General features: G+C 41.6%; 15 protein-coding genes. 13 read left to right on the top strand and 2 right to left on the bottom strand.

Features of this window, described 5'->3' with window-relative positions; genetic code table 11:
* Positions 1 to 114: 114 nt before the first annotated feature.
* The 12 genes from ACOYVE_RS00380 to ACOYVE_RS00325 all read left to right on the top strand — a co-directional run bounded on the left by ACOYVE_RS00380 (position 115) and on the right by ACOYVE_RS00325 (position 18,155).
* Positions 115 to 1,185 (top strand): dipeptide epimerase, encoded by a 1,071-nt coding sequence (locus ACOYVE_RS00380; RefSeq protein ID WP_422880474.1) that lies wholly within the window; start codon positions 115 to 117, stop codon positions 1,183 to 1,185.
* A 26-nt stretch (positions 1,186 to 1,211) separates the two neighbouring features.
* Positions 1,212 to 1,826, top strand: coding sequence for a sterol desaturase family protein (locus ACOYVE_RS00375; protein ID WP_422880473.1), 615 nt, complete (start codon positions 1,212 to 1,214; stop codon positions 1,824 to 1,826).
* A 53-nt stretch (positions 1,827 to 1,879) separates the two neighbouring features.
* A complete protein-coding gene (locus ACOYVE_RS00370; RefSeq protein ID WP_422880472.1) occupies positions 1,880 to 3,529 on the top strand; it encodes a glycoside hydrolase family 9 protein in 1,650 nt (549 codons plus the stop codon).
* 141 nt (positions 3,530 to 3,670) lie between these two features.
* Positions 3,671 to 4,942, top strand: a complete 1,272-nt coding sequence (locus ACOYVE_RS00365) for an RAD55 family ATPase (RefSeq protein WP_014856905.1) — start codon at positions 3,671 to 3,673, stop codon at positions 4,940 to 4,942.
* A 101-nt stretch (positions 4,943 to 5,043) separates the two neighbouring features.
* Positions 5,044 to 8,097: a tetratricopeptide repeat protein gene (locus tag ACOYVE_RS00360; protein WP_157867399.1), complete on the top strand. Its 3,054-nt coding sequence runs from the start codon at positions 5,044 to 5,046 to the stop codon at positions 8,095 to 8,097.
* A 15-nt stretch (positions 8,098 to 8,112) separates the two neighbouring features.
* A complete protein-coding gene (locus tag ACOYVE_RS00355; protein ID WP_014856907.1) occupies positions 8,113 to 9,348 on the top strand; it encodes a periplasmic protein in 1,236 nt (411 codons plus the stop codon).
* Between the two features lie 241 nt (positions 9,349 to 9,589).
* A complete protein-coding gene (locus ACOYVE_RS00350) occupies positions 9,590 to 10,981 on the top strand; it encodes a glycosyltransferase (RefSeq protein ID WP_014856908.1) in 1,392 nt (463 codons plus the stop codon).
* A 21-nt stretch (positions 10,982 to 11,002) separates the two neighbouring features.
* On the top strand, positions 11,003 to 11,434 hold the full coding sequence (locus ACOYVE_RS00345; RefSeq protein ID WP_014856909.1) for a hypothetical protein: 432 nt from the start codon (positions 11,003 to 11,005) through the stop codon (positions 11,432 to 11,434).
* Positions 11,425 to 13,329 (top strand): hypothetical protein, encoded by a 1,905-nt coding sequence (locus tag ACOYVE_RS00340; RefSeq protein WP_014856910.1) that lies wholly within the window; start codon positions 11,425 to 11,427, stop codon positions 13,327 to 13,329. The genes ACOYVE_RS00345 and ACOYVE_RS00340 overlap by 10 nt, the downstream gene beginning before the upstream one ends.
* Positions 13,326 to 14,567 carry a fibronectin type III domain-containing protein gene (locus ACOYVE_RS00335; protein ID WP_014856911.1) on the top strand — a complete coding sequence of 414 codons (1,242 nt, stop codon included), beginning with the start codon at positions 13,326 to 13,328 and terminating at the stop codon, positions 14,565 to 14,567. The genes ACOYVE_RS00340 and ACOYVE_RS00335 overlap by 4 nt, the downstream gene beginning before the upstream one ends.
* Before the next feature lie 14 nt (positions 14,568 to 14,581).
* On the top strand, positions 14,582 to 17,617 hold the full coding sequence (locus tag ACOYVE_RS00330) for a PAS domain S-box protein (protein ID WP_014856912.1): 3,036 nt from the start codon (positions 14,582 to 14,584) through the stop codon (positions 17,615 to 17,617).
* Between the two features lie 31 nt (positions 17,618 to 17,648).
* Entirely contained in the window at positions 17,649 to 18,155 is a 507-nt protein-coding gene (locus ACOYVE_RS00325) for a methylated-DNA--[protein]-cysteine S-methyltransferase (RefSeq protein ID WP_014856913.1), read from the top strand.
* On the opposite strand, the gene ACOYVE_RS00320 is transcribed toward ACOYVE_RS00325, so the two are convergent.
* On the bottom strand, positions 18,156 to 19,460 hold the full coding sequence (locus ACOYVE_RS00320; protein WP_014856914.1) for an MFS transporter: 1,305 nt from the start codon (positions 19,458 to 19,460) through the stop codon (positions 18,156 to 18,158).
* Positions 19,461 to 19,756: 296 nt separating this feature from the next.
* Here ACOYVE_RS00320 and ACOYVE_RS00315 point away from each other — a divergent pair, with 296 nt between their 5' ends.
* Positions 19,757 to 20,917 (top strand): DegT/DnrJ/EryC1/StrS family aminotransferase, encoded by a 1,161-nt coding sequence (locus ACOYVE_RS00315; protein WP_014856915.1) that lies wholly within the window; start codon positions 19,757 to 19,759, stop codon positions 20,915 to 20,917.
* A gap of 40 nt (positions 20,918 to 20,957) precedes the next feature.
* On the opposite strand, the gene glmM is transcribed toward ACOYVE_RS00315, so the two are convergent.
* Positions 20,958 to 22,298 (bottom strand): phosphoglucosamine mutase, encoded by a 1,341-nt coding sequence (gene glmM, locus ACOYVE_RS00310; RefSeq protein ID WP_041356069.1) that lies wholly within the window; start codon positions 22,296 to 22,298, stop codon positions 20,958 to 20,960.
* Positions 22,299 to 22,412: the final 114 nt, after the last annotated feature.

Genomic DNA, 22,412 nt, shown 5'->3' with positions numbered 1-22,412 from the left:
ATTGGCGCTCTATGCATGCCATCAAACCTACTTCGGTTGACATAGATTAAAATAATTATCAAAAAACGGAGGTCGCTCTTTCGAGTGACCTTCGTTTCTCCTATTTTTACCAGTATGAAAATTACAGCCGCAAAATTTACTCTCGCTCTAAAAAATCAATTTAATATTTCTTACTATTCCAGAAATTCAACTCCCGCAGTTCTGGTTAAAGCGGAAGACGAAAATAATATTAAGGGTTACGGCGAAGCAAGTTTGCCTCAGTATATGAAAGAAAACCGGGAAAGCGTAATTAATTTTCTGAATGGAATTGAAGCGGGTGATATTCCGGGATTCGACGCATTGAAAGAATATCTTAATATTTTGAGTTCTCATGCGGGCGATAACCGTGCGGCTCTGGCTTCGGTCGATATTGCATTGCACGATTATCTCGGGAAAAAACTGAATAAACCCGTTAGAGATTTTTACGACGTCGTTTATAAAGGAGGAGTAAGCACTTCTTATACAATCGGGCTCGATTCTCCCGATATGATCGAGCGAAAAATTAAAGACGCAGCCGGCTTCGACGTATATAAAATAAAACTAGGCAAAGACCACGACTATAATAAAGAAATTATCCGTATTATAAGAAGATTAACGGATAAACCCCTCTATGTGGATTTAAATCAAGCATGGGAAGGACTCGAAGACCTCTCTTCGGAAAACGGTAAACTCGGAATCAATTTCTTTAGGGAATTTCTTGCATGGCTCGAAGAAAATAATGTAATACTCGTGGAGCAGCCCGCGCCGGTGGGCGAAGATAAAGTTGTCGAATTATTAAAGGGTAGCTCGTCAATCCCGATTATTGCCGACGAGTCGGTCAAAAGCTTGGAGGATGTTGAAAAAGTTGCCCCGTTTTACGACGGATTTAATCTTAAACTCATGAAGTGCGGCGGAATTTATTCTACATTCAAACTGATCGAATCGGCAAAATCAATGAATAAGAAAATTATGCTCGGCTGCATGACGGAAACGTCTTGCGGCATTTCCGCCGCGCTGCAATTGGCTCCGCTGGCGGACTATATCGACCTCGACGGCAATCTTTTGATTAACAACGATCCGTTTGTAGGGCTCGAGTTTTCGAACGGTAAATTTTTATTGAAGAATTTGCCCGGTTTGGGAATCTCTCCGGTTGAGAATTTGTTCTGATAATGTTATTAAAGGGGGATGGTATAGTGTCTAAGAATTATATTTCCAATAAAGACGAAACAGTTCGAATGTTTCGCAACGATCTTTTGGAGTCGCTTTCCAGAGTCCACTGGAGCGTGCCATTGATAATATATCTGCCAGTTATTGCGTATCTCTTTTATTTATCCGGCGGAGTTTTCGGCATTTGGCAAATTGGCTTTTATTTTATTCTCGGATTAATCGTATGGACGTTTACCGAATATGCTCTGCACCGTTTCGTGTTTCATTACGAACCCGAAAGCGAAATCGGCAGACGTCTTCACTTTATTATGCACGGAGTTCATCACGACTATCCTAACGACTCGAAACGTCTCGTTATGCCGCCTTCCGTAAGCGTTCCGCTGGCTTTGTTTTTTTATTTTATTTATCTCTATTTATTGGGAAATAAGGCGATCAATCCGTTTTTTGCGGGTTTTCTGTCGGGGTATCTGATTTACGACATGACTCATTATGCCGTTCATCATTTGAGAATAAAAAATAAATTCTGGCTAATGATCAAAAAACACCATATGCGGCATCACTATAAAGACGCAACCAAAGGTTTCGGAGTAAGCCAGAAAACGTGGGACGTCATTTTCAAAACCGATTTTATCGACAGTTAAGAAAATATTTTAATTATTGCTAAATTGTAATTAATAAAAACTAATTTCTTTTAATGAAAAAGCTCTATTCAATTTTGCTGATATTTTTATTTACCGCTCACAATTGCGGAAACGCCGTTAATACGGACGGCGATTTCGTGATAAGATTGAACCAGGTGGGGTATTTGCCGGACGATATTAAAACTGGCGTAATCCTTTCCACGGTTCCGCTGGATAATTTGGAACTCGAAATCATCGGATTGGAAAACGGTAAGATGAAATTTAATCCGAAGTTTTATAATACGGAGTTCAAACACGGCAGGTATAATTACAACTATAAATTCGATTTCTCCGGTTTGAAAGAAAAAGGCAAATACATTGTCAGAGCGGGAGACAAAACTTCGTATACTTTTGAAATAGGGAATAAAGTGTACGGAAAATTGACCGAATCGCTGCTCGACTTTTTCAAAGTGCAGCGGTGCGGTTACACGGATCCTCTGCTGCACGAAGTTTGTCACATTGCGGACGCCACGGCAATTTACGACGGCGATGATACGCTTAATATTAAAAAAGATTTAACCGGCGGATGGCACGACGCCGGCGACTATACAAAGTTTTTGAACACAACCGCTTACTCGACCTATCTGCTGTTGTTCGCATACGAGTTCGCTCCGGATAAATTCGGATTCGACAATAATAACAATAACGTGGCGGACATTCTCGAGGAAGCCAAAATCGGACTGGACTGGATATTGAGGTGCCGCTACGGCGATAAATTGATAACTCAGGTACAGGATTTACGGGATCACAATGTAGGCTGGCGTATGCCCGAAGACGACCCGCTTACATACGACCGGCCTGCTTTTGCCGGTATCGGAAAAAATTTAATCGGAATTTATTCGGCAACTTTGGCGCTTGCTTCGCGCATCTGGAAAAATAAATTAAATTATCCCGATTTTGCCGATACGTGTTTGAATACGGCTGTTAAATACTACAGTCTCAAAAATTCAGTCCCGGACATCGACAGTTCGGGCAGCGGAATGTATATCGATAAAAATTACAAAGGCAAACTTGCCCTTGCAGCCGCGGAACTCTTTCTGTCGACCGGTAAAAGAAATTATCTTGAAGAAGCCGTATCGTATGCCGATTCGGCCGGCAGCGATTACTGGTGGAGCTGGGGCGATATAAACGCTCTTGCTCATTACCGCCTGGCGCATTTTCAACCCCGTTTTTCGGACTATCTGAAAACCAGTCTCGATTCCTTCAGGGATTACAGCCGTAAAAACCTGTTCGAACTCGGCGTCCCTTTAAGCTGGGGAACAAATCATACATTGCTGGGTATCGCTCTAATCGATATTCTATATCGCAATCTTACGGGAGACAGGCAATACGATACTTTGATGGCTGCGCAAAAAGATTTCATACTCGGTAAGAATCCGTGGGGAATATCGTTCGTTTACGGATTCGGAACAAAATTTACCGTCAATTTTCATCATCAAATTTCGTATTTTAAAGGCAAACTTCCGGGCGGATTTGCGGCGGGTCCCATTGAAAAAAAAATTGTGGATGATTTCAAAATACCGTATAATGATTACGATAAATTAAAAGAACATCAGAGCAGCGAAGTCTATTACAGGGACGAAAAAGAAGATTATATTACGAACGAACCGACAATCAGTTCCAATGCCGTGGCTATTTTCGTATACGGGAATTTGAGCAGATGACCCTGTCTTATTTTGAGACGTTGTTTGAATAATGAAACTCTCTGATTATTAAAAAACGGACAAAACAGCCGGAAAATAAATAATTTTTTTGGCATGTTCATTGCTTAAATTAATTAGTTATTATATTAAAACGAGTTTATCATGATCAGTCCTGTAAGAATGATACCGTCCGGATTCGAGTTTATCGACAAAAATTGGGGCGGTGTATACAGAGGCGGAAGTTATTTACTGGTTGGACCGAGGAAATCAGGAAGAACTCTGCTCGGTTTGCAATTTGCGCTCGAAGCAGCCAAAGCTTCCGAAGTATGCCTCTATTTTACATTAATGCGGCCTAAAGATTTGATGATTCAGGCGGCATCGCTCAATTTCGATATTCAGTCGTATATGAACCAGAATCTGATAATTGTAATACGCGTGGCGCCTCCCAATGAAGTTTACGGCATGTATAATCCGGACGATTATCTGGTCGAATATTTTAAGGACATTATTACGGTGGTAAATCAATATAATCCTACGAGAATTATATTCGACGAACTTACTCCTTTTGTCGGTTTTAAAAATCTCGATTACCTGCGAAATACATTTTTGAATACAGTCGAAACCATTGAGGAACGCGACATTACAAGTTTGTTTGTAATAAGCGAGCCGGCAACGCCGAAAGCTCATGCAATAGTCGAAGGATTGTCGCAGTTTGTTACCGGAATAATTCGCTTGTCGAAACCGAGCGACCGTTCTTCGCGTTTCCAGGGAGGCAGAGTTACAATAACGCCGAATGTAGGGCATACCGAAGGAGAATTTGCTTCCGAATACAGAATTCGTCCGAATAAAGGAATTACAACAGAGTTTCACGAAGAAACATTTGCAACCGAAGAATACGAAGCGACGTATCCGACCAGAGAAAATCATTTTCAAGGATTCCCTACAAAACAGACGCGTATCGATATTCCGCCCGAACCGTACGCGTTTTCTAATATCTATAATTACAACGACTTTCTGTTAATTCTGAATAATCAGATCGCCCTCTACAAAAGCACCGGACAAATATTTTATATCGTATCCTTCAAACTAGATCCTGTAGCTCAGGTAAAAGGATTGCTCTCTGTCAATCAATTGCAAAATTCTATTAGAATATCGACGAGCAAAAAAGACAAGATTTGCGTAATCGAAAACAAAGTGATTGTGCTTTTGGTAAAAGGGAGTTTGAAAGGCGTGGTCGATTTAATTACTACGGTGCAAAATAATCTGCCGAGTAAAGACCCCGCGTATCTTAAAGCGATAATGGACTACATCTCGATATTTAATACGGCAATCGACGAACGTTTCGACAACGCAGAGTCGTTAATGGAATACGTATTGTCGGCGGAAACTTCAGCTACGAATGCGTATCAGCCTTTAAATAAATTTTTAGGATGATGATTGTCCGTATAAAAATAATTCTTCTTCTGATTTTATTTACATCCAATTTATTTTCTCAAGCTCAATCGGAAGCCGTCAAGAGGCAGGCGCAAAACCTGATGAACGAAGGTCGATACGCCGAAGCCGTCGACCAATTGAATAAATATATTTCGTTAAACCCTCAGTTGGCCGAGGGCTATCATCTTAGGGGACTCTGTTACGAGCAGATGACGCAATTTCAGTATGCGGTTCTCGATTTGCGACGCGCCCTGCGGCTCGACCCGGCAAATTTAGTGATCTCAAAAGATTTGAACCGGGTTATATCGTACTGGCATCAGCAGCTCTATCAGAAAATCGAAGGACATAAACGGGACATAGCGGTAAATCCCGATTATCCTTTTTATTACCTTGAAATCGGTAAGTCGTACAGGTGGCTCGAAGAATGGCAGAATGCAGAATATTGGTACGACGAATATCTAAAAAGAGACGACAACGCCTCGCCGGACGAAATTATTCGTTATACTGAAATCCTGGCAAAAACCGGCTCGATCAGTAAAGGCGAAAAAATTCTGAAGAAGTATGTAGAACGTCATCCGGACGACTGGCGTTTATGGAGCCGTTACGGTTATTTTACTTTGTGGCTGGGCAAGTATGATATTGCCGAAGACGCATTCAAACGAGCTCTGGAAATGAAACCATTTTTCAAAGAAGCGCAGGACGGTTTGGACCTGGCTCAAAACAAAGCTTATCTCCGTTTGAATCAGCCGCGTTCTTTCGAAAGAGTTTATCCGATCGACCGCTACTATTCGATAGTCAACAGATATCCGGAAAACGACAGTATTCGTTTCCTTCTGGCTCAAAACCTTGTTAAAGCAAATCGTTATGAAGAAGCTTACCAACAGTTGACTCTTCTCCAGAACAAATATTACGACAATGAAAAATTTCAAGCGCTTTACAATCTAGTAACGAATTATCGGGACAGTACAAACAACAGTAAAATTGCGTATTATACCGAAATTCTTAAAAACAATCCCGGCGATAAAGAAGCGGTTCTTAAACTAGCCGAAGCCTATTCGAATCTTATTGAATACGACGATGCAATCGAAGTCTTGTCGGAATACCTTGCCGATAAACCCGAAGATTCAGATTTGGACGTACGGTATGCTTATGCCAGATATTGCGCCTGGAATTATGAATGGGAACGCGCCATTGCGCAGCTCGATAAATTGATCGAACTTGACCCTGAAAATACGGATTATAAATTGCTGCGGGCGCAAATTGCCGTCTGGACTGTTTTAGATCTCGATCTGGCTGAAAAATATTTACTGGAAGTAATCGACAAAAAGCCTCGGGAATTGCAGGCGTATCTTTCGCTTGTTTCTCTTTATTCATGGAAAAAGAATTTCGACGAGGCGAAGAAATATCTCGATATTGCAAAACAATTGGCGCCGAATTCTCAATTGGTCGCAAGCGTCGAAAGCACTTACGAACTGCATTTGTCGGCTTATGAAGAACTAAAAGCGCTTGAAATTAGAGGCGAAGCGCAAATTCTTTATTCGGAAGGAAAATGCGAAGAAGCGCGCGCCAAATACGAAGAATATTTCGAAAAGAAACCGGAGCCGACCCGCGAGGAATACGCTGAATATGCCGGCATACTCGCATGCGGCGGAGCTGAAGAGAAGGCGCTCGAAATTTACGACAGATTGCTCTATGAAAAATACGATCCGAACGACAAATTCGATTTCAGAATTGCCGTCGAAAGAATCAAAATTTATCATGAATTGGGAGACACAGCGGCAATTAAGAGCGAAATGGAAAAACTCGCAAATGTCGACGCGCCCGATATGCAGATCCTTTTACTCAAAGGAGACGCTTTTGCCGCTGCCGGATTTTTTGGCAAAGCCGATTCCGTCTACAAAACCGTCCTGTCGAAAACCGACGACCCGAAGACGCAAAGAGAAATCGATCAGAAATATGTATTGATGGCTGGCTACATGACGAAATCGGGCAAGCTCGAAGAAGCCGAAGATTTAATCGAAGAACTCGAAAACGAGATTGAAGATAGAGATTTGTTGCAACAGGTGAGATATCAAAAAATGTTTTTGGGAGACGCTTATGCGGCTCGCCGGGAATGGGGCGACGCCGAAGATATTTACGAAGAGCTGGAAGAAGAATTTACGGATTCTTTGAACATCAATCTCGTTAAACAAAGATTAAGCTGGATTCCGCCGTACGGACTCGAAAAAGGACTTATTTCGTTTCGTGATTTCGTCAGAAGACTTTTCCCGACAAATATTAACATAACTCCTTATACTACAAAATACATCGACAATTTTGACCTCGACTATTTCAATTACGGGGCAAGAGTGGAAGGCGGGTTTCTCGGATTTCTGGGATTCGGCGCTCAATGGCAGCGAGCGGGGTTTAAAAACAATTCGTACGTAAAGCATTTGACGGGTTTAAAATTAATCGCCAGTATTTATCCGCTAAAAAATTTGGTGTTAACGGGAAGCAAGGGCGAACTTAATATCTCGGGCGAGCAGAGGAAAAATGTCTGGGACGCAATGGTCAGATATTTTATAGAAGACAAATTTTCCGCTGCATTTTCGTTCGAAAGGAACGACGCTCGTTTGATTTTGCTTTCGCCGCTTCTTGTGCCGTACCGTATGAATACGGACATTTATCGATTTAATTCTTCTTACAATTACAAAAAGACGCTCTATTTGTCATTGTTTTATAACTATCTCAGCGTCACCGACGGAAATATCGGCAACGATTTTCAACTCAGAATCGGGAAAAGATTTTTTACGTTCAATTCTCTCATTGAGGAAGAAAAAGAAAAGGGAAGCGGCGTGATCGGTTACGAATATTATTTTGCAGATTACGGTTTCAACTCGCCCTATTATTTTACGCCGCAAAATTATATATCCCACAGTTTATGGGCGGATTTCATACTCGAAAACAGCGAAAAACTTGCGTTGAAAACAGGCGGTAAAGTGGGATATCTTCCAGTTCTCGATTTTATCGTAAGTGAACTTTACGCGGACGCCGTTTATAAACCATTTGAATATTTTTATATTTCCGGCAGAATATCGTATGCAAACAGCTACAGGTACGATACCGGTTATAAAGCTCTTTCTGCATATTTATCGCTCTTCTGGAACATTTATTAATTTGAAAGGAATTCCATGTTACGTATTACATTTTTAATATTATTATTTACACATAATTTCGCTTTTGCATCCGAACCCGTGAAAATAGAGTTTGTCGGTCCGAAAAACGACGTCCTCTATTTCTCGCTCGGCAAGGACGAGCCTTTAACGGGCAATTTGGAGCAATTAGAATACTTTTTCGAGCAGCTCGACCGTTTGAAAAACAAAGACGGAAATTTAGTTTTAAGGATAGCGCATTTCGGCGATTCGTTAATTCAGGGCGATGTTATATCGGAATACCTGAGAGAATATTTCCAAACAAGATTCGGCGGACAGGGCGTCGGAATGATGCAAATTATTGCCAACGATATCAGAATGAGGACGACGACTCGTCACAGTTATTCCGACGACTGGGACTATGTGTCTGTTATTACAAGGAATCCCGATAATTTACCCATCGGCATAAGCGGCTCGGTAGCCATTCCTAACAAAAACAGCTGGGTTAAATATGAAACGGGCAGAGAATTAAAATCAGCCTCGTCATTTAAATATGCGCGTTTGTTCTACAGTAATGCGGCAAGCAACAGCGTTATCGAATATACGATCGATAACGGTTCGCCTGTAAGAGTTAGTCTTAAAGAAGGGAATAATGTGCAGGAAATGATTATCGACGCAAAAGGCGATGCCAATTCGATCCTGATTAAATTTATCGAAGGAAAACGGCCTTATATTTACGGCGTAAGTCTGGAAAGCGGCTCCGGCATTTATCTCGATAATTTCCCGATGCCGGGCAACAGCGGAGTTTCGTTAACCGACATTCCCGAAGAAATTCTACGGGATTATGCAAAACTTACGAATTACGGTTTGATTATTCTTACATACGGCGCCAACGTAAACTCTCCCAATAAAGCCATCTATAAACTTTATAAAAATAAAATGCTGAAGGTAATAGAACATTTCAGAAAAGTCTTTCCGAAAATCGGATTTATTCTGGTGGGAGTCGGCGATAAAACAATGAAACGAGGCGGACGGTTTATTACGAATCCCGACGTTCCTTTGCTTTTGAATGCGCAGAAACAAATTGTAAGCGATGGTAAAATTGCTTTCTGGAATTTGTGGGAAGCGATGGGAGGCGAAAATTCGATGGAAGACTGGGTTAACGCCAATCCGCCGATGGCTCTTAAAGACTATTCACACTTTACAAAAATCGGCGGCAAAAGAGTTGCGGAGCTGCTCTTTAATGCAATTATGAAAGCTTATTCCTCCAGGTAATATTTTTTTAAGAAAATAATAAGTTATATTGATTCTTTTACACTAAAAAATTAGCTTAATAATGTAACTTATTAGCTTGCAATAATTTATTGAAAAGACTATATTCTTAATGTCTAATTTTGAGTCATTTTATCTAAATTGTATTTGGCTTCGGATTCGGAAAGTCTGAATATCGTTTGTAATTGAAGAAAATCTATGGCATTGTTATTGAGTAATATAATATGATTATAGTGTAAATTTTATGAAACAGGAAAAATCAAAATATCAAATAGTTCTGGACAACAGGGAAATAAAGCCGCCCAAACGGAATGTGGCGCGCGAAAAAATCCGGACGATGATTATATCGGGATTGATTTCGTTGTTCCTGATTTTGACTATTATCTATACAATGCCTTTTACAGTGCTGACATGGAGCGGTCTGTTCGTTTATTCGTCGATTGTATCTCTGGTAATTTTCCTGTTTATTCTTTTGATCCGCTATTTCGGTATCCTTTTCATGTCGTATTTTTATTTGACTAAATATACAGTCGAAACCAAGCCGGGATATTATCCCTTCGTCTCGATTATCGTTCCCGTTTATAATGAAGGGAAAATAATTAAATCTTCCGTTGAATCGTTGCTCGGACTCGACTACCCGAATTATGAAATCATAATCGTAAACGACGGCTCGACCGACGATACGGCTGAAATTGCAGAAAGCCTGGTGGGATATCATAAAGGCAAAAGAGCCATGATAAAAGTTTCGTTGATCAACAAACCCAACGGCGGTAAATCGAAAGCCTTGAACGCCGGCATTCAATATTCCGAAGCGCAATTTGTGCTTTGTATGGACGGCGACTCGCAATTGACTACTGATACATTGAAAATGGCAATGCGGCATTTCGTTGACCCGGCAGTAGGAGCGGTAGCCGGCAACGTTAAAGTGCAAAACCGAAAGAAAATGCTGACCGACTTGCAGGCTCTAGAATATCTCGAAGGATTGAATCTGGCAAGAAGCGCTCAGGGATTTATGCAAATGGTAAATATTATTCCGGGTCCCATCGGCGTATTCAGAAAATCGACATTGAGAGACGCAGGATTTTATTCGAGCGATACTTTTGCCGAAGACGCCGACATTACTCTTAAAATTCTGGCTAAAGGATGGAAAATCGTCTATGAGCCGAAAGCCATTGCATACACAGAGGCTCCAGTAACTATTTATCAGCTTCTCAAACAGCGATACAGATGGACGCGCGGTATTTTGCAGGCTATCAGAAAACACAAAAAATATCTCTATAATCCCACTCTTAATTTTAATAACAGTTTTATTATGTGGTCGATGTTCTACGAAGCTCTGATATGGCCTGCTATGAATATTTTTGTCAATCTCTATTTTATTATAGTGGCAATTTTCTATGGAATTCATATTACGCTATTTCTCTGGTGGGTGGGCATTGCCGTACTCGATCTGATGTCGGCGGTTTTTTGTATCGCCGCCGAGAGGGAAGAGTTCAGGCTTGTGCCGTATGCGATTATTTACCGGGTCTTTTTTATATTGCTGATTGACGTTACAAAGGCTATGGCTACTGTAGAAGAGTTTATCGGATTCAGTATGACCTGGGGAAAACTCGAACGGGTGGGTGCATCCAGATAATAAGTAAAACCGAGGTAGGAAATGGAATTAATACCGATTTTATCATTGATTGTATTGGTCGCAACGATTTCGACATTTATATTGGCTGTCGGGGCGTACATTCTCTATAAAGTAAGAGAAAGAAAAGGCGTATCCGAGCAGGCCGCTCAACCCGCTGCCGTGCCGGCGGAATTAGTGGCTCCGCCTCCGATGGCGGCTGAAGCGCCGCAGTACAGAAGTACATTCGAACAGCAGGCGGGTTACGAACCGCCGAGAGAACAAATGGAAAGACCGGAACTGAGACCCACTTATGTCGGTCCGGCGCCCGCTTCGTATCAGGGCGATTTTACCAGAGAGGAAAGAACTCCAACGGTTGAACGGCATCGGAAAAAGTTTATGCGTTATACTTCCGAAGGGTACGAAGAGCCCTCAGTTCAACGGAAAAAAACAGAGGATAACCTCAGGTGGCGGTAAAAGAAAATTATAAAGGTCTGAGGGTTAATTACTTAATTATATTTTTAAGCGGACTCGTGCTGCTTTTTACGGCTCTTCTTGTATTTCTTCTCATTCTCAAGAACATCTACGGCGATTACGAAATACGGGAAATCATTCCTACAAAAGAAAATCTTATCAAAGACGAAAAAGCCGGAAAAATTGCCATTCTTTATTCCCGTTATACCGAAAATATGTTGCCCTCGGGAAGCACCTGGCTAAAGGACAATATCGATACTTGGGAGCGTTTCGTATCGAATGCAGGCTATAAATACGACGTAATCGACGACCGGAAAATCGAAAGCGGCGAACATTACGGCTATAAAATCATCGTGCTGCCAGGATCGAAATCCTTGAGCGACCGGCAAATTATTGCGCTCAAAAAATACGTCGAAAACGGAGGCAGCATTTTCGTTACCGGAGGTCCTGCGACTTTCTCGGACGAAGGCAAATGGCGCGGTTGGGATTTCTATACTGAAGTCTTCGGTCTGAAATTCAACAAGGAAATCAAACCCGAGGAAACTTATAAAATACACACGCTTAGAGGCAATTTGCCGTTAACCGCCGGTATACCGACCGGATACGCTCTTAAAATTGCAACATGGGACAGACCGATTTATGCCGAAGTAATCGAACCCCGCACGACTCAGGTAAGCTTTTGGTACGACTTCCGCAGGGAAGCCGGGCTGGTAAGAGAAGAAATTCAGAAGAGCGCGGGCATTGCTTTCGGAACATACGGCCGGGGAAGGTTCGTTTGGTTCGGTTTCGAAATTAATTCGGTTTTGGGCGTCCAGAAAGATTTCGTTTACTTCGAAAAACTGTTCAACAATTCAATAAACTGGCTGACATATAATCCGACGGCTTATACAAAAGATTGGCCGGGCGATTATAAAGCCGCCATGATTTTAGCCCCAACTGTCGACGAAGCTCTGGGCAATATCAGAACGATCGCTTCCGTAACCGGTAAGTATAACATTAAACCCACATATTTCATCGACCCTTACACCGCATTGAAAAATAAATCAGTTGTCAGATCGCTAGCAAAGAACGGCGATATAGGGGCGATTGTCGATATCGGGTTCCTAGAATTTCCCGAAGACACCGTAAACAAGCTTTACGACAAGCAAACCCAGTTGTCGAATATTGCGTTTGCGCAGGATACAATCGGTAAGATTATCGGTAAGCCCATTAAAGCGGTTATGCCTCTATACGGTTTTTATAACGATTTTACTCTACAGGCGCTGGCCAATAGAGATATCGGATTCCTTTTGACCGATTCGCTTACCGACAGGTCGGTGCCCGAAATTAAAATTCGGAACAACAAACAAATTATGATTATTACCAAAACCGCGCGTGACGACTACGAAGTTATACGCAATTACGGATTGACGGAAACCAAATTTCAAAGATATACTTACGAAGAAGACGTCGACAGACTCCTCTTTGAGGGCGGTCTTTTCGTATTTAAGGTTCATACGAATTATCAACTCCAGCCTCAATACGTTTCGGTTATTAACGACGTAATCAGATACGCCAAAGGAAAGGACTTCTGGATTACTTCGTTGGACGAATTAAAAAGTTGGTGGCGCAAGAAGCAAAGCCTCGAAGTAAGATACGAATCGAGAAGCAAAAGAAGAGTGGCGGTAGAGCTTACGAATCCGTCCGAGTACGACATTGAAAATGCCGTAGTCGAAGTTAACCTCAATAAAAAAGTGAAAAACGTGAAGATAAGTTCTGATATGTTGAATACAAAAATACCCCGCTACGAAGTAAGAAAAGATAATCAAGCCGTAATTTTTTATATTGACAGGATGAAATCGCACGAAACTCGTTCGTTGTTGATCGATTTTGAAAATATAGACGAAAACAGCGTATGATGCACAAAATATTCAAAATATATTTGTTTATAACTCTTGCAATAGTCGTCGGAGGATGCGTAGAACCGATTACAAACACACAGACGACCTCGGCGCAGCCTTCCATCGAAATTTTTTCGCCGGCAAGCGGGGATTCAGTTATGGTAGGTCAGAATTTGATTAATTATCAAGCTGCCGACGGCGCCGGCGGAGAAGGACTTTCATTCTACGAAATTTATGTAAACGATACTTTTACAGAACGATTTGAACAAAATACGGACGGCACAAATCCTGCGCTCTATCTCAATATAGGCGAGGCGTTGCTGGGTAAAAGGATAAGTTATTTTGTAAAAGTTTATAATAAAAACGGAAAAGCCAAAGAAAGCGAAGTCCAGAGCAATATTTACGTTAAAGACAGAGTTCCGAATGCGCCTTCGAATCTGGTTATTAAAAGAACTGGCGACTATACGGTGACGCTACTTTGGCAGGATAATTCGACAAATGAGGACGGTTTCGAAGTGTGGCGAAAAGAGGGAACTGGTTCCTACAGCCTGATTATTAAGCTTCCTCCGAATACAATCAGCACAATCGACAACGGTGTGTCTCCGTTTACGGATTATTTTTATAAAATAAGAGCTTTCAACGAATCCGGAAACTCGGAATTCAGCAATGAAGTGAGCACGTCTTCTCTGCCCGGAGGATTGTGGAATCTTCAAGCAGAAGCGATCGGAACTCATAAGGTTATTCTTAAATGGAACGACTTCGCCGTCAACGAATTGGGCTTTAAGATTGAAAGATATAATTCTTCTTCGGGCGTCTGGGAACTGATCGATATTACCGGGCCGAATGAAACCTACTACGAAGACCACAATGTGGAAGGAAGCAAAGCGTATAAATATCGTGTCGCTTATTTTACGGCCACGTCCGTAAGCGGATATTCCAACGAAGTAACGATATCAACTTATTATACCGACGTGGAAGCGCCGTCGAATCTCAATGCGTCTGTCTACGCTCCCAATATCGTCCGCCTGGAATGGCTAAACAACGATAAACTGAAACTCTCGGTTTCGTTGATTGTCGAAAGGAGAATCGGAACTTCGGGTGAATTCAATGAATTAATGTCGGTCGATTCGGACACAACGTTTGTGTTCGATACGTCGGTTACATCGGGAGTCACTTATCAATACCGCGTGCGTCAAAAGCTCGGTAACAGAATTTATACGGATTATTCCAATATTGCCACTATCACTGTGCCATGACTAAGGAATTAAAAGTGAATTACGAAAATAAGCACGGTTTGATCGTCGACAAAAACGGCAAGATTATCGCAGTAAGCAACGATATTAAAAAATTATTCCCGGGACTTTCTCCCCAGAATAATTTCTTGCAGTATTGGAAAGACGTCCAATCGGTCGACAAAGAATATAAATTCAGAATAATCGAAAAGTTTGAAGAATGCAGAAGAAATAACGCTCCCGCTGCGTTTGATCTGCCTTTGACCATTAACGACAACAGACTGACTTATACTCTTGTTTACACTCCTCTAAAAAGCGAAAACAACATCTATTTTTATATCGACTTCATTCTATCCGGAAAATCGAAGACGGAGGAAACGGATACATATAAAATTAGAATAGCCCTCAATCAGATAGAGGACTTAATAGAGGACGACGAAATTCTGAAGGTAATAGACAGAGTAAAAAATTCTTATCCTTTTACATTTATTGAAAAAGTAAAATTCCAGAAAGAAATTAACGGTTTGAAAAATTTCTTTTGGATTAAAGACCGGGACGATAAAATTGTGGTCGCTAACGAGGCGTATGCGTCGTGGCTTGGCACAACGCCTTCAAAACTCGAGAATAAGAGCGAAAGCGATTACCTTCCAAAATATCTTGTGAATCTCTATTCCCGTCTCAACGAATATATTAAAAACACTTCGAATATAATTGCCGTAAGCGGATTGAAATCGGCGGGCGATACGAAAAATTTCTCAATTTATCTGCTGCCGGTTTGCGACCTCGAAAATAATGTAATAGCATTGATCGGATTTTCGTACGTCGAAACTGATAAGGAAATTGTCCGCTCGTTGACACGGCATATACCGCTCCCCGCCTGTGTTGTCGGCGAGAACCTCGAGTTAACGGAATACAACGAAAAATTCGAAAGCGTTTTCGAGCTGTCCGGGAAGAAATCAAAACTTCACGAAGTTTTCGGCAGGGATGCGGTAAATAAAATCGCTTCTTTCCTGAAAGAAAATAAAAAGTATGAAGATAAACTTTTCGATATCGAAACCGCTGATAAAAAGCTGTATTCGTTCACCGCATTGAAGGAAGTCGACAGAGTTATATTGTCCGGATATCATGTTGAGAAGCAGACGGATGAGAACGCAAGTCTGGATATCGAAGATTACCTTAAAATAGTGCCCGACGCAGCTTATGTATACGACCTGGAAAATCTGAAATTCCTCGCCGTTACCGACGAAGCGCTCAAATTATACGGTTATTCGAAAGAAAAATTTCTGGAACTCGATTTGACGGATTTATATGCGCCCGAAGACGTTCAGGCTTTGATCCAGAGCGACGACAAATCGCTGCGCGGCAAGCCGCTCAAACATAAAAGAAGCGACGGCAAAGATATTTATGTTACAATCAAAAGCGTTGAGATATCTTATAAAGGTAAAAAAGCTCATTTGAATTTGGTAAGAGAAGTTTCGTTCGAACTGAAAACCAGAAGGGAGAATCAACTATACAGGCATGTCTTTGAAAATACGGGCGACCTGGTAATCGTAACCGATAAGGACGGATTCATAGTTTCTATAAACGATTCCGTGACCCGTCAGCTCGGCTTTTCGCAAAGGGAACTCGAAGGCAGACCGATTATAAGTATAGTTTCGGACGAAGACAGGGCTGTAGTCAATAAAAATGTTTTGCACGCCGAATCGAACAATACAATTAAATTAAACGTCTCCGTCAAAAAATCCGAAGGCGAATTGACTGAAGCCGAAATTGCGGCTAGCAAGATTAAAGATTACGAAGGAAAAGTTGAACAGGTGGTCTTTTTAATCCGGCTCCAGCCCGAAGAAAAGCGAAACTTAACGGCTGAAGTTGCTAACGAAACTTCCAATATCGATGCGGCTTTTCTTTCTAATTTATTCCACGAGTTGTTGACTCCTTTGAATGTAATAATGGGTTTTACGCAGGACTTATGGGAAAATATCGAAAATCCGAATGATGAACAGAAAGAATCGGTCGAAATTATTAAGGAGAATCAGAGAACCCTTCTTCAAATTATGGACAACGCAGTAGAATACGCCGCATTCCTGCGAAAGAATATCAAATACAAGATTGAGAACGTAAGGTTAACCGACTTACTACCGGAACTGGAAGAAGTAATTACAAAGACCGCCAAACAACACGGCAAAACGGTTAAAGAAGGTAAAATATCCTCGTCGCTCGAATTCGAAACCGACAAACAAAAGTTTTTAAGTCTTCTCGGAATGCTGATAAATTTTGCCGTCACTATTACCAAAGAAAAAGAATTGAAGCTGTCGGCAAAGAAAGAAGACGACGATAACTTGATTATTCTAATAGACGACCTTAAAGAGGGAGCAAGCCCTTACCTTTTGAAGGGGATGCACGATATCTTAACCGACGACGAAAACCTGAACCGAAGGAATTACGGATTCTCAAGATTTTCGATGAAACTTGCCAAAAAACTGATGGAGATACTCGGAATAAGTTTTAAAACTTTAGGCGATAAGGACAAAAAACGGGTGGGAATAGTTGTACCCTTTAAATTTACTCCGTTCGAAGGCGGGGAAATCGAAATTGAAGAAAGCCCGAGACCGGTTGAAGAGAAATTCGAGAGACCTGCAGAGAAACCAATCTCTAATGTAGTTGAGAAACAAGCAACTAACATGTTGAAAAAACTTGACTTAACTTCAATGACTTGTCTTTATCTCGAAGACCAGGTGGACTCGCAGATATTGTTTAAAAGTCAAATGAAAGATCTCAAAACGATCGAAGTAGCTCCCAGTCTCGAAGCGGCTATTCCTCTCCTGAAGACCAGACGTTTCGATTTCCTGATTGTGGATATCAATTTACAGGGAGAGTATAACGGACTGGACGTGCTCCGTATAGTGCGTAAAATGCCGGGCTATAAAGATATACCCATAATTGCATCAACTGCGTATATGCAGCCGGGAGCAAGAGAGAATTTTATTGCGGCAGGATTTACCGATTTTATTTCAAAACCTCTGCTCCGGGACAAAGTAATCGAAATTTTAACCAGAATTTATTCAGCTTCTTAGTTATATTATACTCCGATAAATCGGGAGTTTCATGCCGGGTAAATATTTGACATATTACGACTCTCCGCTCGGAAAATTGAAAATAACCGCCGACGAAAATGCCGTCAAATCGATCCATTTTATTCTCGATATAGACGGAGTGGAATTGGAACAGGAAATTCCGAACAAAATTCTCGAAAAGTGCGTAGAAGAATTGAATCAATATTTCAAGGGTGAGTTACAAGACTTCAGCGTTAATATCGACCCGGAGGGAACGGAATTCCAAAAACGCGTTTGGAACGAACTTTTGAAAATTCCTTACGGCAAAACAATTTCATATTTGAAATTATCTCGGGAGCTGGGGAACGAGAGGTCGATACGAGCGGTTGCAAGGGCAAACGGCGACAACAAAATTCCGATTATTATACCGTGTCACAGAGTAATCGGCTCGGACAAAAGTCTTGTTGGTTATTCGGGCGGAGTCTGGAGAAAAAAATGGCTGCTCGAACACGAAGCAGCCGTAATCAATAACGAAAAACAACTCAATCTTTTCTTTTGACTATCCTTTAGACTTTGTTAATTTGTTATATATTAGCATCAGCACCGTTGCCAGTAAACCTATTCCGCTCATGACGAGAAAAATCATCTGAGGATTGTCGATTTCTTTTGTAAAAAGCTGATAGATCCATCCGCCGAACGTACCGCCGAATCCCCACGCCAGCGCAATCGGCAAAAAGGCATATCCCTGAAATAACGCTTCCTGACCTTTGGGCGCCAGGTCGGCTATATATTCGTAAAATCGAGGAGCCTGTGTCTGTTCGCCAATCGAAAAGAGGAATATGCCGAAAACGATTAAAGGTATACTCGCCGCTACCTCGCCTCCGAAAAGATTAATCGTAGCTCCGTTTGTAACCGGCAGCGCAAAATACCAGATTAACCATGTAAAAGTCGCCAGCGCGAAACCGATAACAATTGCAGTTTGAGTCGATATCTTTTTTGTTAGACGATTTACGGGTATCTGAAATAAAATTATTGTCCATGCGCCCGTAGATAATATCAATTCTATCGGTGTGTCGAGCGAAATAAAGTCGGAAATATAAAACGGGATTATTATAAAAAATTGCCAGAAAAGCACCCAGTAGAGTCCGAATATCAGCAAAAACGACATAAATCGTAAGTTTGTGAGCACTTTTATCAAATTGCTGAATACGGTTTTTAAGTCCTGAGAATCGGAATTTTGAACCGGATTTTTATAAAAAAATTGCGTTACGAAAAACATCATGGCGCAACTGATAGCCGAGACGAGATAGACGAACTCAATACCGAAGTAATCTCTTACAAGATAAGCCAGAAGGGGACCGATGGCTGCGCCGATATTGACGAGCCAGTAATAGATAGCGTATCCGAGCGATTTTGTTTCTTCGTTGGTCGAAAGCGCTACGGTGCCCAGTACGCTCGGCTTGATAAACGAGCCTCCAAGCGCCGTGAAAATCAATATGACTGTAAGGAACGGAAACAGGAGCGATTCGGGAATCAAACCTGAAAAAGTTTTCATTCCTGTGGCGCCGATTAGAAAATAACCGACTGCAAGAACTCCGAATGCGAACGAAAAGGCTTTTTTGAATCCCGTTTTATCTGCAATTGCGCCGGCAAAAATCGGCAGCAGGTAAATCAGTCCGCCGAATATCGACGATAGCTGTCCGGCTTCTACTTCCGTAAATTTGAGATGGTCGCGCAGGAATATGCTTAAAATGGTAGCCTGACCGTAATATGCCAGTCTTTCGAACAGCTCCATTCCGTTGGCTACCCAAAATGAAGATTTGAAATTCGTTTTTAGTTTTTGAATGTTTTCGGATAATCTCATTTCCGCACCGTAAAATTAATGGATAGAAAACAGTTAAGATTGATTTCCGTCTCTAATTACTTTTTTCATTCTCATAAATTAGCTCGATTAATATAGCAAAAAAAATCTAACCTTCGCTAAAAAGATTCGATAAGCTTTAGAGTCGCACAACAAATGTAACGAAGGCATTCAAAGCTTACCGTCCGGCATGAAAAATCCGGAATGGAAAACGCAAATAATTTTCAAAAATAAATTTTCAGTTTAGTTATTCAATTCATATTTGTTTAATTTTATCCAAATAATTTTGAGGAGTTTTTATGAAAGTGCCGCTTTTGGATTTAAAACCGCAATACCAATCGATCAAAGAAGAAATCGACCGAGCGATTATGAAGGTAGTCGAATCGCAATACTTTATATTGGGACCCGAAGTCGAAGCGTTGGAAAAGGAAATATGCGATTATACGGGAGCAAAATACGCCGTCGGGGTTTCCTCTGGAACCGACGCTCTTTTGCTCAGCTTAATGGCGCTCGGAATAAAAAGCGGAGACGAAGTTATCCTGCCTACGTATTCGTTCTTTGCAACTGCCGGAGTCGTGGCCCGGCTCGACGCCACGCCCGTATTTACGGATATCGATCCCGTAACGTTCAATATCGACGTGAAAGAAATCGAAAAAAAGATAACGCCTAAAACCAAAGCTATAATTCCCGTGCATCTTTACGGGCAAAGCGCGGAAATGGACGAGATAATGGAAGTAGCTCGAAAGCATAACCTCTATGTGATAGAAGACGGAGCGCAGGCTATCGGCGTTCAGTATAAAGACGGTCGTTTTGTGGGAACTATCGGTCATACGGGATGCTTTTCATTCTTCCCTAGCAAGAATTTGGGAGGTTTCGGCGACGGCGGAATAGTTACTACGAACGACGAGGAAATTTATCACCGCCTCAAGATTATGCGCGTGCACGGTATGGAACCGAAATATTATCATAAAGTTATCGGCGGAAACTTCAGACTCGACGCTCTTCAGGCTGCCGTATTGAGAGTTAAACTGCCGCACCTCGACAAATGGTCGGAGAAAAGGAGAGCGAACGCCCGGCTCTATTACGATTTGTTCGAAAAGACAGGACTAGTAGACGATAAAAACAATTATTTAAAACCCGAAAAAATTATTCTGCCGGAAGCGGTATATAAAAATATAAACGGACTTAAGAATTACCATATTTACAATCAGTTTGTAATTCGCGTTGCCAATCGCGACGCTTTACTGGAACACCTGAAGAAAAATGAGATCGGCTGCGAAGTCTATTATCCGGTTCCATTTCACCGTCAGGAATGTTTCGCATATTTGAACGCCGTCGACGGCGACTATCCGGTATCGAATCTGGCAGCCGAAACTTCGCTGGCATTGCCGATTTATCCCGAATTGAAGGAAGAGCAAATCGAATTCGTAGTTCGAAAAATCAGCGAATTTTACAGATAAAAATTAATGCGGAGCAGGCATTAATGTCTGCTCCGATGACTTACAATTCCTTCAAATACTTCTCGATCAACTCGATGGCTTTTTTTTGTGAATCGGCTTCAACTATGCATCTGATTATCGGTTCGGTATTCGATTTTCTGAAATGCACCCAATGATCTTCGAAATCGATTCTGAGACCGTCTTCGTTGTTCGGATTGTGCTTCGAATATTTCTTTGCCAGTTTATTCAGAATCTTATCGGGGTCTCTTCTGCCGATTTCGATTTTGCGTTTCACGATGAAATACCGGGGCAGTTCATTTTTCAATTCAGTCATAGTTCCGCCGAATTCCGTCAGATGCTGAAGCAGAAGAGCGGTTCCGACTAAAGCGTCGCGTCCGAAATTAACCGAAGGCAGTATAACTCCGCCGCTGCCTTCTCCGCCGATAACTGCTTTTACTTGCTTCATTTTTTTTACGACATTTGCTTCGCCAACGGGCGACCTGTAAACTTTCGATTTGAAACTTTTGGCTACGTCGTCCACAGCGCGGGTCGTGGATAGATTTACAACTACGTTGCCTTTTCTTCGGGATAAAATAAATTTGACCGCTTGAGTAATCGTATTTTCTTCGCCGAAAGGTTTGCCGTTTTCGGTAATCAATACAAGTCTGTCCACGTCGGGATCGACTACGATTCCGAAATCGGCTTTGGATTTTTTTACTAGTTTCATCGTCTTAGTCAAATTTTCCGGCGCCGGCTCGGGCAGTCGCGGAAAAATTCCGCTTTTATCGCAGTTGGTTTCGATAATTTCGCATCCGAATTTTTTGAGAAGATAGGGCATAGAGTAGGCGCCCGCTCCGTTAACGCAATCGAGTACGACCTTAAATTTTTTCCTACGAATTTTCTTTAAATCGATATAAGGCATCGAAAGAATCGCATCGATGTGGTCGTAAAGCCCTTTTTCGTAATGAGTTACGCTCCCCAGTTCATTCCATTTGGCATAACGGTTCTGAGTTTCTTTCAGGAGCGATATCATCTTTTTGTGTTCTTCGGGACTCATGAATTCGCCCTTTTTATTCAGAAGTTTCAAAGCGTTCCATTCGTTCGGATTATGACTTGCTGAAATCTGAATGCCGCCGACAGCTTTCAGATTTTTTACGTTGAAAAGGACTGTGGGAGTAGGGCAAATTCCGAGGTCGATTACATCGTTTCCTTTAGCCAGAAGCGTTCCGATAACTATATTTTTAACCATATTTCCCGAAATGCGTCCGTCGCTGCCTACTACAATTTTGCCCTTGCCGCAGAAATCCGCATACGCCGACGTGTATTCTACAATTGTGGAAGGATAGAGACCTTTTCCGATGATTCCTCTTATGCCCGATATGCTTACCATTAAAGTATCCATAATACCTCTGATTTTTGAATAATACACACAAAAATAATAACCGAAATGAATTATAAATTCGAATAAATAACAAAATAAATTTAAATAAATCCTGAATTTTATCGATAATAAGGG

The sequence above is a fragment of the Melioribacter sp. genome (genome assembly GCF_049325435.1).
GTDB lineage: Bacteria > Bacteroidota > Ignavibacteria > Ignavibacteriales > Melioribacteraceae > Melioribacter > Melioribacter roseus.
This window is presented reverse-complemented; position numbering and strand designations above follow the sequence as displayed.